At 59.9% G+C, this 16,530-nt stretch carries 18 protein-coding genes; 8 read left to right on the plus strand and 10 right to left on the minus strand.

Annotated elements, in window-relative coordinates; translation table 11 throughout:
* Positions 1-2: 2 nt before the first annotated feature.
* The 3 genes from motA to flhD form a co-directional block, all read right to left on the minus strand.
* Complete coding sequence (motA, locus tag AADW57_RS11600; protein ID WP_341667060.1) at positions 3-884, minus strand: flagellar motor stator protein MotA; 882 nt, start codon at positions 882-884, stop codon at positions 3-5.
* A 167-nt stretch (positions 885-1,051) separates the two neighbouring features.
* The gene (gene flhC, locus AADW57_RS11605) at positions 1,052-1,723 is read right to left on the minus strand and encodes a flagellar transcriptional regulator FlhC (protein WP_341667061.1); all 672 of its coding nucleotides are present in this window, start codon (positions 1,721-1,723) and stop codon (positions 1,052-1,054) included.
* 22 nt (positions 1,724-1,745) lie between these two features.
* Positions 1,746-2,072 carry a flagellar transcriptional regulator FlhD gene (flhD, locus tag AADW57_RS11610; protein WP_341667062.1) on the minus strand — a complete coding sequence of 109 codons (327 nt, stop codon included), beginning with the start codon at positions 2,070-2,072 and terminating at the stop codon, positions 1,746-1,748.
* Between the two features lie 459 nt (positions 2,073-2,531).
* Between flhD and AADW57_RS11615 the strand changes: the two genes are divergently transcribed.
* Entirely contained in the window at positions 2,532-3,014 is a 483-nt protein-coding gene (locus AADW57_RS11615) for a C40 family peptidase (RefSeq protein WP_341667063.1), read from the plus strand.
* Between the two features lie 12 nt (positions 3,015-3,026).
* On the opposite strand, the gene AADW57_RS11620 is transcribed toward AADW57_RS11615, so the two are convergent.
* Positions 3,027-4,628 carry a glycerol-3-phosphate dehydrogenase/oxidase gene (locus AADW57_RS11620; RefSeq protein ID WP_341667064.1) on the minus strand — a complete coding sequence of 534 codons (1,602 nt, stop codon included), beginning with the start codon at positions 4,626-4,628 and terminating at the stop codon, positions 3,027-3,029.
* 202 nt (positions 4,629-4,830) lie between these two features.
* On the opposite strand from AADW57_RS11620, the gene glpK reads away from it, so the two are divergent.
* The 3 genes from glpK to AADW57_RS11635 are packed head-to-tail and all read left to right on the plus strand — an operon-like array spanning position 4,831 to position 6,992.
* On the plus strand, positions 4,831-6,324 hold the full coding sequence (gene glpK, locus AADW57_RS11625; RefSeq protein WP_341667065.1) for a glycerol kinase GlpK: 1,494 nt from the start codon (positions 4,831-4,833) through the stop codon (positions 6,322-6,324).
* A gap of 23 nt (positions 6,325-6,347) precedes the next feature.
* Positions 6,348-6,800, plus strand: coding sequence for a TM2 domain-containing protein (locus AADW57_RS11630; RefSeq protein WP_341667066.1), 453 nt, complete (start codon positions 6,348-6,350; stop codon positions 6,798-6,800).
* Positions 6,801-6,806: 6 nt separating this feature from the next.
* Entirely contained in the window at positions 6,807-6,992 is a 186-nt protein-coding gene (locus AADW57_RS11635) for a CopG family transcriptional regulator (protein WP_341667067.1), read from the plus strand.
* A 67-nt stretch (positions 6,993-7,059) separates the two neighbouring features.
* Here the strand turns inward: AADW57_RS11635 and AADW57_RS11640 are convergent, their stop codons facing one another.
* Together AADW57_RS11640 and AADW57_RS11645 are read right to left on the minus strand one after the other, a co-directional pair.
* Positions 7,060-8,727, minus strand: coding sequence for a SulP family inorganic anion transporter (locus tag AADW57_RS11640; protein ID WP_341667068.1), 1,668 nt, complete (start codon positions 8,725-8,727; stop codon positions 7,060-7,062).
* A 171-nt stretch (positions 8,728-8,898) separates the two neighbouring features.
* Complete coding sequence (locus tag AADW57_RS11645) at positions 8,899-11,175, minus strand: heavy metal translocating P-type ATPase (protein WP_341667069.1); 2,277 nt, start codon at positions 11,173-11,175, stop codon at positions 8,899-8,901.
* A 78-nt stretch (positions 11,176-11,253) separates the two neighbouring features.
* On the opposite strand from AADW57_RS11645, the gene cadR reads away from it, so the two are divergent.
* Positions 11,254-11,685, plus strand: a complete 432-nt coding sequence (gene cadR / locus AADW57_RS11650) for a Cd(II)/Pb(II)-responsive transcriptional regulator (RefSeq protein WP_341667070.1) — start codon at positions 11,254-11,256, stop codon at positions 11,683-11,685.
* A gap of 42 nt (positions 11,686-11,727) precedes the next feature.
* Here the strand turns inward: cadR and AADW57_RS11655 are convergent, their stop codons facing one another.
* The 3 genes from AADW57_RS11655 to AADW57_RS11665 are packed head-to-tail and all read right to left on the minus strand — an operon-like array spanning position 11,728 to position 12,893.
* Complete coding sequence (locus tag AADW57_RS11655; protein ID WP_341667071.1) at positions 11,728-12,138, minus strand: DUF6691 family protein; 411 nt, start codon at positions 12,136-12,138, stop codon at positions 11,728-11,730.
* Positions 12,139-12,148: 10 nt separating this feature from the next.
* The gene (locus tag AADW57_RS11660) at positions 12,149-12,580 is read right to left on the minus strand and encodes a YeeE/YedE family protein (protein WP_445819144.1); all 432 of its coding nucleotides are present in this window, start codon (positions 12,578-12,580) and stop codon (positions 12,149-12,151) included.
* The gene (locus tag AADW57_RS11665; protein WP_341667072.1) at positions 12,567-12,893 is read right to left on the minus strand and encodes an ArsR/SmtB family transcription factor; all 327 of its coding nucleotides are present in this window, start codon (positions 12,891-12,893) and stop codon (positions 12,567-12,569) included. The genes AADW57_RS11660 and AADW57_RS11665 overlap by 14 nt, the downstream gene beginning before the upstream one ends.
* Positions 12,894-12,960: 67 nt before the next feature.
* Here AADW57_RS11665 and AADW57_RS11670 point away from each other — a divergent pair, with 67 nt between their 5' ends.
* Complete coding sequence (locus AADW57_RS11670; RefSeq protein ID WP_341667073.1) at positions 12,961-13,827, plus strand: MBL fold metallo-hydrolase; 867 nt, start codon at positions 12,961-12,963, stop codon at positions 13,825-13,827.
* 123 nt (positions 13,828-13,950) lie between these two features.
* A complete protein-coding gene (locus AADW57_RS11675; RefSeq protein ID WP_341667074.1) occupies positions 13,951-14,331 on the plus strand; it encodes a SirB2 family protein in 381 nt (126 codons plus the stop codon).
* Positions 14,332-14,370: 39 nt separating this feature from the next.
* On the opposite strand, the gene AADW57_RS11680 is transcribed toward AADW57_RS11675, so the two are convergent.
* Positions 14,371-15,423 carry a YeiH family protein gene (locus AADW57_RS11680; RefSeq protein ID WP_341667075.1) on the minus strand — a complete coding sequence of 351 codons (1,053 nt, stop codon included), beginning with the start codon at positions 15,421-15,423 and terminating at the stop codon, positions 14,371-14,373.
* A 100-nt stretch (positions 15,424-15,523) separates the two neighbouring features.
* Between AADW57_RS11680 and AADW57_RS11685 the strand changes: the two genes are divergently transcribed.
* On the plus strand, positions 15,524-16,414 hold the full coding sequence (locus AADW57_RS11685; protein WP_341667076.1) for a LysR family transcriptional regulator: 891 nt from the start codon (positions 15,524-15,526) through the stop codon (positions 16,412-16,414).
* Positions 16,415-16,530: the final 116 nt, after the last annotated feature.

Raw genomic sequence — 16,530 nt, forward strand, 5'->3', positions numbered from 1 at the left:
GGTCAGGCCTTGCGGGTGCCACCGCCCGCAGAACGGGCCTGGCGCACGTGCTCTTCCAGCTCCTGGAAAGACGGACGCTCGGTGGAAAACAACACTTTTCGGCCAAATTCGACCGCCAGCTGCGGCGGGTAGCCATTCATATTGGCCAGCAAGGTGACTTTGATGCACTCCAACACCTTGATCGAATCAGAGGTGCGACGCTCGATGGTTGCCGCCAGCGGTGCCACAAAACCGTAAGCCAGCAAAATACCCAGAAAAGTGCCTACCATCGCCTTGGAGATCAAATCGGCCAGCACAGCCGGGGGTTGATCCACCGACCCCAGCGCCTTGACCACACCGAGCACCGCCGCCACGATACCGAAGGCCGGCAAGGCATCGGCCACCTCGCGCAAAGCGCGGGCCGGCACGTTACGCTCATGCTCGTAGGTCTCGATATCCTGATCCATCAAGGTTTCGATCTCGAAAGAGCTCATATTGCCGCTGATCATCAGGCGCAGATAGTCCGCAATGAAGTTCATCAGAACGGGATCTTTCACCACATTCGGGTAATCGGCAAAAATCGCGCTCTGCTCCGGACTTTCGATGTCCGCCTCGATGGACATCATGCCATCGCGCCGCGCCTTGTTGAGCAAGACATACATCATGCCCATCAATTGCATGTACAACTGCTTGTTATAAGGGCTGCTGCGAAAGGCAATCGGCAAAGCACCGGCCAACAGCTTGATGGACTTGCCGCTATTGGAAGCAAAGTAGGCACCCAGGGCCGCGCCACCGATCAGCAGCAGCTCAAACGGCTGATACAAGGCGCCCAGATGCCCGCCCAGAGCCACGAAGCTCCCGAACACGGAAACAAAAACAACGATATATCCAATCAGAATAAGCACGGATACGCCTTCTTCAAGTACACGCAACTAATGATGGCGGCAAGTGCCCCGGCCAAAACGCCACTTCAACGGGCTTTTTCCCGTATAGATCGACGCTTCCGGCTGCGCCCGCACATCAGAGAACACCAAGAGAAGCCAGAATGGCCAATTTGCGCCTGGTCGACACCTTAGCCGACCTGCACAGGCTCATCGGGTTCAAGCTGGCGCTTAGACGCCGTCTGGGCCCGGCGCGGAGCGCGGGCAGGTTCGGATGCCGGTTGGGCTTGCTTTGGGGAAGACTCGGCCTTGCGGCCGCTGCGCGCCTTGCTGGCGCGCGTCTTGCCGGCGCGCGGCGGCGGACGGCAGATGGCACAGATGAACCCGGCCTCGGGATCATGCGCATGGGCGACGAAACCGCCTTTGCAACGCTCGCACTGGGACAACTGCAGCAGACCACTGTCAAAAAAGCGCAACAGCATCCAGGCGCGCGTAAAGCTGAGCACCGGCTCGTCATCAGGCACCGTCTCCACCCGTCCCGCCGCCGACTGTTCCAGATACAGGCGATAGGCCTCGACCAGCGCCTGGCTTTTATCGCAAGGCGTATGGGCCACCATGTACTGGTAAATGCTGTAGAACAGACTGGAGTGGATATTGGGCAGCCAGGTCATGAACCAATCGACCGAAAACGGCAACATGCCCTTGGGCGGCGAGCAACCTTTGACTTCCCGATAAAGGCGGGCAAGACGGTCGTAACTCAGAGACGTCTCGGCCTGCAGTACTTGCAAACGCGCCCCCAGTTCGATCATTTCGGAGGCCAGGCCGATTTCCTGGGCTTCTTTGGCGACGCTTTTTGTAGCCATAACGCGTATCGAGTTCCTGACCTCAGCCTGCCTGGCTGGCAGTGGCTCGCTGCGACAGCAGGATGGTGGAGTGGGCTTGCTGCAACACCCCACCCAGCACATTTTGGGTCAGCGTGGAGAGCAAATCGTAATCATTAAAGCGAAAGCCGCAGATCAACGAACTGGAGCTGGCCAGTTTGACCAACTGGGCCGGTGATAAACGCAAAAGGGTTTCGGCCACATCGGCATCGAATCCCAAGCGGAACATTCCTGCGGAAAAGTTCTCGCGAAGCAGACGCTGCGCGAGCAGCAAGTACGACAAATTGACTTCCTGAATATCATTCAGCAGCGAATTTTCCGATACGGGCATGGCAGCCTTTCCTTGTAATACTGGTTAACCAACCAATTTCTTGTAACAAACAACATTTAGCGCTCTAAATGTTACAAAAATACGTAACGCCATCCTGAAAAACAGCGAAACATACTCTGCAGTCGCGTTTTTTTCCTGCCTATCGAGCCGCGAAACAATACGACATCGACATGAACACGGTGAAAAATATGCATTAAATGTATCATTTGCAGACTGAATCTTATCAGATGCTCACTTAATGTTGTAGATATAAAACTGGATGTTACGTGATAGAGATCAATACGGCTGTCATAGAAACATGTTTTAGTACACCAGATATAAATCCTAAGCCCTTCAGCCTATGGGCTTTTTTGCGTCACCCACGCAAAAACAACGGAATATCGGCATAATGCAGACAGCACCGAAAGGTTCCCATATTGCCTTGCAAGTTTGTAACCACTTATGAACCCTGCTGCTTTTATGCAACGGCTAATCGCGATTACGCTGCTGATTCTGCTGTCCGCGTGCGCCAGCACACCACCGGATTCGTCCCTGTCGCGCCAGCCCATCAGCGTGCATGCAGAGCGCCGTCCCGCCGTGGTGCTGTCAGCCATGACGCTACTGGACACGCCTTACCGCTATGGCGGGCGCGAACCGGCCACCGGCTTTGACTGCAGCGGTCTGGTTCATTACGTATTTAGTCAGGAAGCCTCCAGCTCACCCATTCCACGCAACACCTCGGCGCAGGCAGGAGCCAGCCGTTCGGTCAGCCGCAAGCATCTGCGCCCCGGCGACCTGGTGTTTTTCAATACGCTGGGAAAACCCAATTCGCATGTGGGTATTTATATCGGCAACAACCAGTTCATCAACGCCCCATCCAGCGGCGGACGGGTACGGATCGACTCTCTGGACAATCCCTATTTCGCCAAGCGTTTTGACGCCGCCCGGACTTTTTTTGAATAAGAAAGAGACTGTTCAGGCGCTCGGCAGCACGGCGTATTGACGGGCCAACTCCAGAAACGCGCCTAATTCGGGATCGTGGCCGGTTTCAGTCTGCATCAACTGCGCCACAGTCGGGGCCACACGCTGGGCCAATGCCGCATCCAAAAACAGTAGCCGGGAGCGCCGCGCCAGCATGTCTTCGACCGTGCGTGCATATTCGTAACGACAGGCGAACACCACCATGGCCTGGGTTAAACCCGGGGCCAGCTCGACATCGGCACCTGGCAAGGCCTTGACCCAATCCGATTCGCTGCCATACGCCTCCACCCCAGGCACACGACCCAACGAACGCCGCGCAGCCGAATGCGAAGCGCCGACCAAACGCTGTTCGACTGTGCTGCATGCTGGCAGCTTGCCGACCAGCCCCGCTTTTTCACACTGCTCGAGAACGTCCTGGGCCATGGCCCGGTAAGTCGTCCATTTGCCGCCCGTAACCGTAACCAGTCCACTTTGACTGAGCAATACGGTGTGTTCTCGGCTGATGGACTGCGTGCTGCCCGCTGCCCCCTCGCCCTGAACCGGCCGCACCAAAGGACGCAACCCTACCCAGACACTGCGCACATCCTGTTCCTGGGGCGCTTTCTGCAAGTAGTGCGCAGCCTCGGACAAAATAAAATCGACTTCCTGGCGCAAAGGCTTTGGTTCCAGCGGCACGTCCTGACGAGGCGTGTCGGTCGTACCCAGAATCAACTTGCCCAACCAGGGCACCGCAAACAACACACGACCATCGCGCGTGCGTGGCACCAACAAAGCGTGTTCACCCGGCAGAAAATCCTGGTCCACGACCAGATGCACCCCTTGACTGGGGGCCACCATCGGGCGGGCCTGATGTCCGCTTTCTCGTCCATCCTGTTCGCGCAGGCCATCCACCCAGACGCCTGTTGCATTCACGACACAGGGGCTTTGCAGCACATAATCCTGCCCTGTTTCCCTGTCCTGGCAGAGCACGCCGCTGACGCGCCCGTCGCGGTGCAAAATTTCGGTCACCGGACAGTAATTGATTAATAAAGCGCCATGCACAGCGGCGGTGCGGGCCAAAGCCAAGGCAAGCCGGGCATCGTCAAACTGACCGTCCCAGTACTTCACCCCCCCTTTAAGCCCATCCCAACGGGCACCGGGCAGCAACTGGCGCACCCGGCTGGCCCCGAGAAACTGCGTGCTGCCCAAGCCCTCGCGGCCGGCCAGCGCATCGTAGGCCATCAGACCCAAGCCATAGAACGGCGTTTCCCAACATTTATAGCTGGGCATGACAAAGGGCAAAGGCTGGGCCAAATGCGGCGCATTGTGCAGCAAATGCGTACGTTCGTGCAGGGCTTCGCGCACCAGGGAAATATTGCCCTGGGCCAGATAACGCACACCGCCATGCACCAGCTTGGTCGCCCGCGACGAGGTACCTTTGGCAAAGTCCCAGGCTTCCAGCACCACGACTTTAAGGCCGCGCAAGGCAGCATCCAAAGCAATCCCCAGGCCCGTCGCCCCGCCGCCCACCACCACGATATCGGCTTGAGTCGTGCGCGCCAGCGCGCCCAGCATTTGCGTCCTGTCGGTCAACAGTGGTGAAGTTCGTGTGCTCATGTATGAATTGGCAGGGCCCAAACCGGCAATTGCCGGGATCTGGCCGCTTCAGGTCAGGATTTACCCTTATTTTAACCGCTTGCCCTGCACCTTGCAGCGAAACTTGGCGCTTTGAGCATCAGGCGACACACCATTCCAGGCGCGCAGAGCCGGCCGGCTGCCGGTACACTGTGGGCTGCTTTGCTTTGAACGCCGAACCAGCATGACATTCATCCTTGCTCTCGACCAGGGCACCTCCAGCTCCCGAAGCCTCGTTGTCTCGGCCCAGGGCCAGATCCTGGCCCAGGCCCAGCAGGAAACACGCCAGTATTTTCCACACAGCGACTGGGTCGAACACGATCCGCAGAACATCCTGGACACCCAACTGGACACCGCCCGCCAGGCTTTGCGTCAGGCCGGCCTGACGGCGGCGGACATCAGCGCCATCGGCATCACCAATCAGCGCGAAACCACCCTGCTCTGGGATCGCCGCACCGGCCAGGCCTTGCACCCGGCCATTGTCTGGCAAGACCGGCGTGCCGAAGACCTTTGCGCCCGCCTGCGCGCACAAGGCCAGGAAGCATTCGTGACCGCCCGCACCGGCCTGCCGATTGACGCCTACTTTTCGGCCTCCAAGCTTCGCTGGCTGCTCGACTCCATCCCCGGTGCCCGCGAACGAGCCCAACGCGGCGAGCTGGCCTTCGGCACCGTGGATAGCTGGCTGATCTGGCATCTGACCGCCGGCGCTGTCCATGCCACTGACATCAGCAACGCCTCGCGCACGCTGCTGTTCAATATCCATGCCCAACAATGGGACGCCGAACTACTGGCGCTATTTGACATTCCGGCCGCCATCTTGCCGCAGGTACGCCCGTCGGCACACCATTTTGGCGACTGTGATCCGGCGTTGCTGGGCGGCCCCATCCCCATCTGCGGCGTGGCCGGCGACCAGCAAAGCGCCCTGTTCGGCCAGGCCTGCACACGGGCGGGCATGGCCAAAAACACTTACGGCACGGGCTGCTTTTTACTGATGCATTGTGGCTCCCGCCCCCCGGTCTCCCACAATGGCCTGATCGGCACCTGTGCCGCCCGCCATGACGACACACCCGCCTACGCGCTGGAAGGCAGCGTCTTTATCGGCGGTGCCGTGGTGCAATGGATGCGTGACGGCCTGGGGGCCTTCGAGCACAGCGCCCAAGTCGAAGCCCTGGCCCGCAGCGTGCCAGACGCACAAGGCGTGCATCTGGTGCCGGCCTTTACCGGTCTGGGAGCCCCCTACTGGGATGCCCAAGCACGCGGCGCGATCACCGGGCTGACCCGCTCCACCACAATGGCGCATATCGCACGCGCCGCTCTGGACAGCATTGCCTACCAAAGCGCCGCCGTTCTACAAGCCATGAACCGTGATGTGCAAGCCGACGAAGGCCAGCCGCTGCAGGAACTACGCGTAGACGGCGGGGCCTGCGCCAACAACCTGCTTATGCAGTTTCAGGCCGATCTGCTGGGCCTGCCTGTGGTGCGTCCGGCCAATATCGAAACCACGGCTCTGGGTGCCGCCTACCTGGCGGGACTGGGCGTGGGACTGTATAAAGACTTGAACGAAATCGCCGCGCTCTGGCGATGCGAACGTATTTTTGAACCGACCATGTCCCGCGACCAGGCCCAGACCTTGATGCTTGGCTGGGAACAAGCTGTCCGGCAAGCGCGCGCGCACTGACACTCTTTTTTGATGGAATCACCATGTTGCAAAAAATCATCCTGGGCATTGCCATTTTCCTGCTTGTATTGCTGGGCCTGACCTTTGGCGAGGCCGTGCTGCGCGAGCTGTTTTCCTATCTGGGCTTTATCGTCGATGACTTCGCCAGCATGATGCTGGAACTGCGTCTGTACCTGACCGAACACTGGGGCAAAGCCCTGTTGGCGCTGATCATTACCATCCCACTGGTGCTATGGATTGCCAGCGCCAAAAAAGACGAGCTGGAGCGCCCCACCAACCATCGCAAGATCGCAATCGTGCTGGCTGTGTTTCTGGGTTGGGTCGGCGCGCATCGCTTCTATCTGGGGCAGATAGGCTGGGGCTTGGTCTTTCTGGTGCTGTTCGTCATCTGGGCACCGCTGGCCTACTGCATCGCCCTGATCGACGCCTTGCGCTATGCCTTCATGGGCAACGACGAATTCAAGCAAATTCGCTGAGGCGTCATGGAAAGCAAGACCGCCCGGCTGACCGTGCTGATCGATCCGGCCAAGAAAAAAGCCTTCGAGACCTTGTGCCGACAACAGGACCTGACCCCATCGCAGGTCGTGCGCCAACTGATACGCGACTACTTGTCCCAGCACGGGACCCAATACCCTGGCGCGGCCCATAATCCGCGCGTCGACTCCTAAAGCCGCATCCCGCACGGCTGCAAGCCATAGTTCAAGCATGTCCCGCACCGCTACCGTGCGGGACACTTTACGCGGCTTGCTGTTCCTGCTGCTCCAGATCGGCCGCCACGCTTAGCCAGGCGTCGGTCACGGTATCGTAAATTCGGCGGCCATGCACCGCTTGCAGCAAGCCCATGCGGCGCACCTTGCGCAGCACCCGCTCGTTAGCCTCGCACAAGGCCATAGGAATACCGCGCCGGGCCAAATCGGCCAACGCGGCCTCCAAAGCCTGCAAAGCCGTGGCATCCACAAAGGGGACGTAGTTCAGACGCAGAATCACGGCCCGCGAGGACTGGGGCAACGTCTGCAAGGCATGGTTGACCGCCTCCACGCTGGCAAAAAAGTACGGCCCCTCCAAGGCCAGCACGCACACATCCTCGCGCAGCGCCTGGTCCGGCGTTACATCCAGCACACGCAACAGATCGCGCCCCTCCAGCGCCCGGACCCGCACGCCATCCGATGTACGCTTGAGCACATACAACATGGCCAGCACCACCCCGATATTGACCGCCACCACCAGATCGGCAAAGACAGTCAGGGCAAACGTCACCCACAGAATCAACAGATCGGCTGCAGGCAAGCGACGCTGCAGGCGAAGCACCAGAGTGGCCTGGCTCATATTCCAGGCCACCACAAACAGAATGGCCGACAACACCGTCAAGGGGATATAGGACGCCAGCGGTGCCAGCAGCAACAACACCAGTACGAGAAAGACCGCATGAACAATACCAGCCAACGGACTGTTGCCGCCATTGCGGATATTCGTCGCCGTGCGCGCGATGGCTCCGGTCGCAGCAATACCGCCGAACAAGGGTGCCAGCATATTGGCCACACCCTGACCGACCAGTTCCTGATTGGAATCGTGCCGGCTACCGGTCATGGAGTCGGCCACCACCGCCGACAACAAAGACTCGATCGCCCCCAGCATGGCGATGGCAAAAGCCGGCCCTATCAACTCCACTACCCGGGTCAAAGTAATCTGCGGCCACTGAAACGAGGGCAAACCGGTGGGCAAGGCACCAAAGCTGGAGCCAATGGTAGCCACCGAATCGAAGCGAAATATGGCCTGCACTACGGTCACCAACACCAGAGCCACCAGGGGGGCCGGCACACGCGCCATTCCCCTAAAGCGTGGCACGATCAACAAAATCGCCAGGGACAAGGCACCCAAGCCTGTCGTGGCCAGATCCAGAGCAGGCAGATTTTGCAGCAGAAACCAGAGTTTTTCGTGAAAGTGTTGTCCCTGAACCGCCGGCAAGCCAAAAAAATCGCGCCATTGCCCCACCCAGATAATCACGCCTATACCTGCGGTGAAACCCACGATGACAGGATCGGGAATAAAACGGATGACCGCGCCCAGCCGCAACAAGCCCAGAAGCAGCAAAATCACGCCGGCCATCAGGGTCGCGATCTGCAAGCCGGCCACACCGTGCTGAGCCACAACCCCCGACAAAATGACAATGAACGCGCCGGTGGGACCGGCAATCTGCACCCGGCTGCCACCCAGTATGGAGACGGCCAAGCCGGCGACAATCGCGGTATACAGCCCCTGCTCCGGCTTGACTCCCGAGGCAATGGCAAAAGCCATCGCCAGCGGCAAGGCAACAATGCCCACGATCAGCCCGGCCAGTATATTGCTTACCCAGTGACTCCGCCCCAGGAGCCCGGCCCGCCCCGCTTCCAGAAGTGCAATCATGTATCTGTCCTTGCGCGCCCCGACCGGCCTGCCGGTCTGCGCAGGCTCCTTGGGGGCCGGGACTTAAATATGATCATGACATGTTAATACTATTCACATCTGCTTGCACCGGGGCGCAGTCTGTACAAGACCAGCCCCTTGCGGCATGCCGGCAAAGGGCTGGACCGGCGCTCAGGATCGGGCGCGCAGCAGGCGCAAACTATTGAGCACCACCAAAAGGCTGGCCCCCACATCCGCGAACACGGCCATCCACATCGTAGCCTGCCCACTTAACGCCAGCACCAGAAAGACAGCTTTAATCCCCAGCGCCAGACTGATGTTTTGCCACAAAACCCGGTGCAAGGCCCGGGAGCGGCGCATCAGCAAGGCGATCTTGCCCAGATCATCGTCCATCAAGGCAACGTCTGCCGTCTCGATGGCAATATCCGATCCCAACGCCCCCATGGCAATACCCACATCGGCCCGCGCCAAGGCGGGCGCATCGTTGATGCCATCGCCCACCATCGCCACCAAACCCTGCCCCTGACGCTGCTCGATGCGCTCCAGCTTATCCTGCGGCAGCAATCCAGCCCGGTAATCGGCAATCCCGGCTTGCCGGGCAATGTGTCGGACCGCGTGTTCGTGATCACCCGACAAGATTTCCACTTGCACGCCTTGCTGTTGCAAATCGGCAATAGCCTGTTGCGTCGTCGGGCGCAACGTATCCAGCACCGCGAACCACGCCAGCAAGCCCTTGCCATCACCCAAGTACACCATGCTGGCACCGTTTTCCTGCGCCTGCTGCTCGGCCTGACTCAGCGCAGCTGGCTGCGCATCATCCAGCACCCAACTGCGCTTACCCAGTCGCAGTTGGCCTTGCGCCCCCATCGCCTGCACGCCATGCCCGGCAATCGCCTCGAACTGCTCCAGCCCACTTTGCGCCGCCCCATGCCGGCCACGCGCAATGGCCTGAGAGGCCGGGTGGTCGGACCGTTCGGCCAAGGCCACCGCCAGTGCCAGGGCCTGCTCACTATCCAGACCATCCCGCAAGCTGCCATACTGATCCAACGAGGGCTGGCCCAGCGTCAGGGTGCCGGTCTTGTCGACCGCCAGATAGCGCAGTTGACGCGCACGCTCCAGGTACACGCCGCCCTTGACCAGAATACCGGCCCGCGCCGTGCTGGCCAGTGCGCTGACCACAGCGACCGGCGTGGAAATCACCAATGCGCACGGGCAGGCAATAACCAGCAACACCAAGGCCCGATAGACGGACTCGGACCAACTCAGCCCCCACACTAAAGGTAAGGCAATAGCCATCAGGACAGCCGCCGCCACCACCAAGGGCGTGTAGATGCGCGAAAACTGATCGACAAAGCGCTGAATCGGAGCCTTATTGGCCTGCGCCTCTTGCACCGAGCGGGTGATACGGGCCAGCAAAGTGCCATCGTGTCCGGCAGACACCCGGTAAACCAGTTCGCCCATGCCATTCACCGTGCCGGCAAAGACCTCGTCGCCCGGCCCTTTGTCCACCGGCGCGCTCTCGCCCGTAATCGGTGCCTGATTGACGGCACTGATGCCGTCCACAACCTGCCCATCCAGCCCGAAACGTTCGCCCGGAGCCACACGCACCGACCAGCCGGCCTGAACCTGACTGGCTGGCATACGGCTCCAGCCCTGACCATCCGCGCTGGCCAGCACATCGTCGGGCACCAGTTTGAGCAAGCCATCCACGGCATGCCGGGCGCGATCCAGCGAACGCGCCTCTATCCATTCGGCCAGGCTGAACAAGGACATGACCATCGCCGCCTCGGGCCACTGGGCCAAGACCACCGCCCCCGTCACGGCAATGCTCATCAAAGCATTAATGTTGAGCTGGCCGTTGCGCAAGGCTATCCAGCCTTTTTTGTAGACCTGCACACCCCCCGCCAGAATGGCGGCCAGCGACAAAACGATCACCAGCCACTCGGGCACCCCCAGCCAGTGGCTGATCTCAGCCCCCAAGGCCAGCACCACGGCAGCGACAATGCGCACCAGCCCCTGACGCGCCGGCATCGCCGGTGCCGGCGCATCCTGGGCCATGCGAGGCTGAAAGCCCAATCCGCGCAGCGCCTGCAGAACTGTCTCACGCGCCCCATCGGCATGATCGACCGTCAACACGCGCTGCATCAAATCAAAGCCTAAACGGCTTACCTGCGGCACGCGCTTCAGGCCCGAGCGAATCATATTCTCTTCGGCCGGGCAATCCATGTCAGCAATATGCACCACCAGACGAGTAGGCGTGCTGGCTGCCAAAGCCAATGCGGGTGCCGCCAAAGGCGCGGCGCAGCAGCTCGCTACAGCCTGTTCTGGTACGTGTCCATGATCGTGTGCATGTTCGTGTGCGTGATCATGGGCGTGATCGTGTATGTGCTCATCCTTGGTCCCCCCATTTGCGGGGCAGACTGCCGTGGCCTTATCCAAAGAAGTCATTGCAGCTCCTTGCTTTCTTGCATGCCCACAGTAGAAAGCCTAAAGTAACTACAAGGTCAAGCCCCAAGGAGCGTATTCATGAAAATCGGCGAACTGGCACAAAAAAGCCACTGCAACACTGAAACCATACGGTACTACGAAAAAGTCGGCCTGCTGCCCGCGCCCGAGCGCAGCGAAGGAAACTACCGGCAATACCGCAGCGTGCATCTGGAGCGACTGCGTTTTATCCGCAACTGCCGCAGCCTGGACATGACACACGAAGAAATCCGCGCCCTACTGGCCTTTATGGACGGCCCCGCGCAGGACTGCGAACCGGTGAACTGTCTGCTGGACGAACACATCGAGCATGTATCCATCCGCCTGCGCGAACTGGAGCACCTGCAACAACAACTAAAAGAGCTGCGCCACCGCTGCGGCCAGGCGGGCGGGCTGGAGCACTGCGGTATTTTGCAGGGCCTGGTCGATATGGAACCCGAACACGTACCGGCCCCCAGCACGCATTTGGGCTAAAGTGGCGACATCCGAAAAATGCCGCCACCGCCGCACGAACAATCAAGTTCGCACCCGCTCGGCCAGCCACATGCCCGCCAGCATGGCCACAAAAAACAGAATCGCCAGCGGTGCGCCGGACGCAGCCAGCACCACTGCCGGACCGGGGCAGAAACCGGCCAGCCCCCAGCCCGCTCCAAAAATCAGCGCCCCCACGACCAAGGGTTTATCGATCCGGCGACTGCTCGGCAACTGCATGGTTTGCCCGGTCAGGTAGGTGCATGTGCGCCGCTTGGCCAGGGTGAACGGCACGATCGCAACGGCAATCGCCGCCGCCATGACCAAACCCAACGAGGGGTCCCAGGCACCGGCCAGATCCAGAAAACCCAGCACTTTGGAAGGATTGGCCAGCCCCGACACCAATAGCCCCAGGCCAAAGACCAGCCCGCTGAGCAAAGCAATAAGGTAATTCACGAATAACTCCTTAGATCAAATGACGGACCACATACACCGTCAGAAATCCGCTGGCCATAAAGGCCAGAGTGGCCACCAGCGAACGGGGCGACAAGCGGGACAGGCCGCATACGCCGTGGCCACTGGTGCAGCCCGAACCCAAGCGCGTCCCAAACCCCACCAGCAGGCCGGCTGCCAGCACCAGCCACCAGGCAGGCCCGCTTGGCACCACTACGCTGTGCCCTGCCCACTGATACAGCCAAGGAGATGCCGCCAGCCCTAGCAAGGCCATCCAGCGCCAGCCTCGGTCGCCGCGCGCGCCGCTCCAGACTCCGGACAGCAGCCCGGATATGCCGAACACGCGGCCATTAAACAAAACCAGTGCCGCTGCGGCCGCACCGATCAGGGCACCGCCCAACAGTGCGCTCCAGGGCGTAAACGAAGCCCAATCAATCTGAATCATGCGTGCCTCCTTGCTCGCAGAAAATGCCATATAAGGTTTGCATCACCGCCAGAACATCCGGGTGCTCCAGGCGGTAATACACGAACTTGCCGTCCTTGCGCCCGGCAATCAGCCCTTCGCGGCGCAATACCGTCAATTGCTGCGACAAAGTGGGCTGGCCTATGCCGCTGCGCTGTGCCAGTTCACCCACATTGCACTCGCCCTGCACCAAGGTGCATAAAATAAGCAAACGATCGGGGTTGGCCAGCTTGCGCAGCAAGTTGCTGGCCTGATCGGCGACCAGGCGCAAAGCCTGCAGATCGGGTTGAGTCATATCAATTAACCAAAACACAATATATATTATTATATAATATATTTTTAATTTACATAAGAGGTACGTCATGCCGCATGCACAGGTCGCCAGCTTCTTCGACCCGGATACGTCCACATTCTCGTATGTGGTCTATGCCGATGGCCAGCAGGAATGTGCCATCATCGACTCCGTGCTGGACTACGACCCGGCTGCAGGCCGCAGCCGGACGACGTCAGCCCAACGCATCGTCGATTTCGTGCGCGAACGCGATCTGCGCGTGCAATGGATACTGGAAACCCATGCCCATGCCGACCACCTTTCGGCCGCTGTCTGGCTGCAGGAACAGTTAGGCGGCCAGATCGCCATCGGCGACCACATCCGCCAGGTCCAGGCGGTCTTTAGCCATATCTTCAATATAGAAGCAGAGATCAAGGCGGACGGCACGCCTTTCGACGTGCTGTTCAAGGACCTGGAACAGTTTCAGATCGGAGCCCTGCACGTCCAGGCCCTGCACGTCCCCGGACACACACCCGCCGACATGGCTTACCACGTCCAGGGCCTGGGCGTGTTCGTGGGCGACACGCTGTTCCTGCCCGATGTGGGCACGGCGCGCTGCGACTTTCCCGGCGGCAGCGCCGAGCAGTTATACCAATCCATCCAACGCCTGCTTGCCTTGCCCGACGACACCGTGCTGTTCATGTGTCACGACTACCCGCCCGTAGGACGATCCCCCCGTTACAGTTGCACCGTAGCCCAGCAAAAATCCGACAATATCCATGTACACGATGGCATCAGCCAGGCAGAATTTTGTGCTTTGCGCCAGGCCCGCGACACAACGCTGGGAATGCCACGCCTGATTCTGCCCTCCATCCAGGTCAATATCCGTGCCGGTCACTTTCCGCGCGCCGAAGACAACGGCCAGATCTACCTGAAACTGCCAGTCAATCGTTTTTAAGCCAGACAAGGGAACCGGCAGCCCGGCCAAGAATCTGAATGCAGGCAGACTAGCTCCAGAAAGGGCTTGCGTATACTGCTGCAAGCCCTTTTGCTTACCCAACCACTACAAGGACACGCAGGCATGACTTACATGACCATCAAGCATTTGCACGTCAGCGCAGCCGCGCTGAGCATCCTGTTCTTCATCATCCGGGCCTTCTGGTCAGTCAACGGCTCCGCTCTTTTGCAGAACCGCTTCGTGCGCATCGCCCCCCATGTCATCGATACGGTGCTACTGGCCTGTGGTCTGGCCCTGGCCGCCATGCTGGGTGCCGCCGCCGGCCAACCCTGGCTAATCACTAAAATCGTGCTGCTGGTGGTCTACATCGTGGTCGGCAGCTATGGCATCAAACGTGGCAAAACGGCACAGAGCCGCGCTTGGGCGGCTGTGTTGGCGGTGGCAATTTTTGTGTATATCGTCGGGGTCGCGCTGCAACGCAGCCCCGGCTCCTGGTTTTTCTAAACCCCCGCTCTTTCCGAACCGGCGCATGCGCCGGTTTTTTTACCAGATCCCCATCCAGCGCTGCACGATCAAGCTGCTGACCGAGACCGCCGCCCACACGCCCAGCCCCAGCAAAGCAGGCCGCACACCGGCTCGCGCCATGATTTTCAGGTCCGAGGACAGGCCGATGGCCGCCAGCGCCAACACCATCAGAAACTGAGCCGTCCAGCGTAGCGGCTCAAGCCATTCCACCGGAACCAGCCCCAGGGAACGCAAGGCCGAAGCGACGATGAACCACAAAATGAACCAGGGAAACACGCGCATCAGATCAAAGTCGCGGCCATCCTGACGCGAACGCCAGATTTCCAGCCCCGTCAGAATCAGGCAGATAGGAATGATCAAGGTGGCGCGCGTCAGCTTCACGATCGTCGCGTGATCGCCGGCCTGATTGCTGTAACTGTAACCGGCCGCCACCACAGACGAGGTGTCGTTGATGGCCGTGCCCGCCCAGACGCCGAAACCGGCATCGGACATGTTCATCATGTGGCCGGCCACCGGAAAGATCAGCACGGCCAGAATATTGAAGATAAAGATCGTGGAAATTGCCAGCGCCGTTTCGTGCTCCTGGGGCCGAATGATAGGCGTGACCGCCGCAATAGCCGAACCGCCGCAGATCGCCGTACCCACGCCGATCAAGGTGCGCAGCTTGGACGGAATGCCCAGCAAGCGCCCCAGCACGTAGGCCGCCACAAAAGCGACCGATAAAGTCACCAGCGTCACCGCCAGGGAGTCCATGCCGGTACGCATTACCTGCGGCAGACTCAAGCCGAAACCCAGGCCGATAATGGACCACTGCAATAAAATTTTGGAGGAGAATTGCAGACCAGGACGAAAAACAGGCGCGACACCAATCATATTGCGCACCACCATGCCCAACACAATGGCAAACACCGGCCCGCCGATCAGCGGCCAATACTGGCCCAGGCCCAAAGCCACCACGCCTACGGCCAGGGACAGCATGAACCCCCACCAACGCGATGGTTTCACGGGTTCGCCGGAGTGAGTGGCCGCCGCGCCGGAGCGGCTTAATACGGCATTTGTGGTGCTGCTCATGATCGCATTCCCATTTTTTAATAATTGAAAGTAATTTTAGATTGACCCCTTCTATAAAAAAATTCATTATTACTTATCGTAAGTATCAATTTTATTGATCATGAACGCGATCAGCATCAGACAACTTGAAGTTTTTGTCGGCATCGCCACCCTGGGCACGGTGCGCGCCTGCGCGCAGAGCATCCACCTTTCCCAGCCGGCTGCCAGCATGGCCTTGTCCGAATTGGAAAAACAGCTGGACTGCCCGTTATTCGAGCGCACACCCGGCCGCATGCAATTGACCAGCCGGGGAAAACAGCTCTTGCCCCAGGCCCGGGAAATTCTGGAACGCCTGCGTGAAATGCAAAGCCAACACGATCAAAGCGAACTACGCGGCGAAATTCGTATCGGTGCCAGCAATACGGTGGGTAACTATCTGATCGGCGATCTGGTGGGCAACTTTGTGCGCCTGCATCCGCGTGTTTCTCTGCACGTATCGGTAGAAAACACTGCGGAAATTGTTAACCGCCTACTGGAGCATCGCTGCGACATTGCCTGCGTAGAAGGCCCTGTCAACCACCCACAGTTGGAAACCTGGCACTGGCGCGACGATGCCCTCGTGGTTTGCGCCGCTCCCGACCACGCCCTGGCCGCCAAACCCCGGCTGAGCCAACGAGACTTTGCCGGCGCAAGCTGGATCATGCGCGAACGGGGTTCGGCCTCGCGCGCTCAGACCGAGCAGGCGCTCAGCGTTCTACCCGCGGGCCATATCTTGATGGAACTGGGCCAGGTCGAAGCCATAAAACAAGCCGTGATTGCCGGCTTGGGCCTGGCCTGCCTGCCACAGGCCGCCACGGTGGATGCCGTCGCCAATGGCCGTCTACGCATACTGCACACCCCTTTTCTGGACCTGAAACGCCGGCTGTCCGTCGTGCTGCCTAAAGAACGCTACCGCAGCGACGTACTCGCCGCCTTTGCGCAACACTTGCAGGCCCCGCCCCAGGACACTTGACGCAACTTTGCACTTTCGTCATCAGAGATCCATCTGGACGATGCTATTCTTGTTGCAGTGCAGCACGCGGCGTACCGACGCCGCCTCCCATGAGCCCTCTTTACCGCTAGAGCCAC

The organism is Alcaligenes sp. SDU_A2 (genome assembly GCF_038237375.1).
Classification (GTDB): Bacteria; Pseudomonadota; Gammaproteobacteria; order Burkholderiales; family Burkholderiaceae_B; genus Alcaligenes.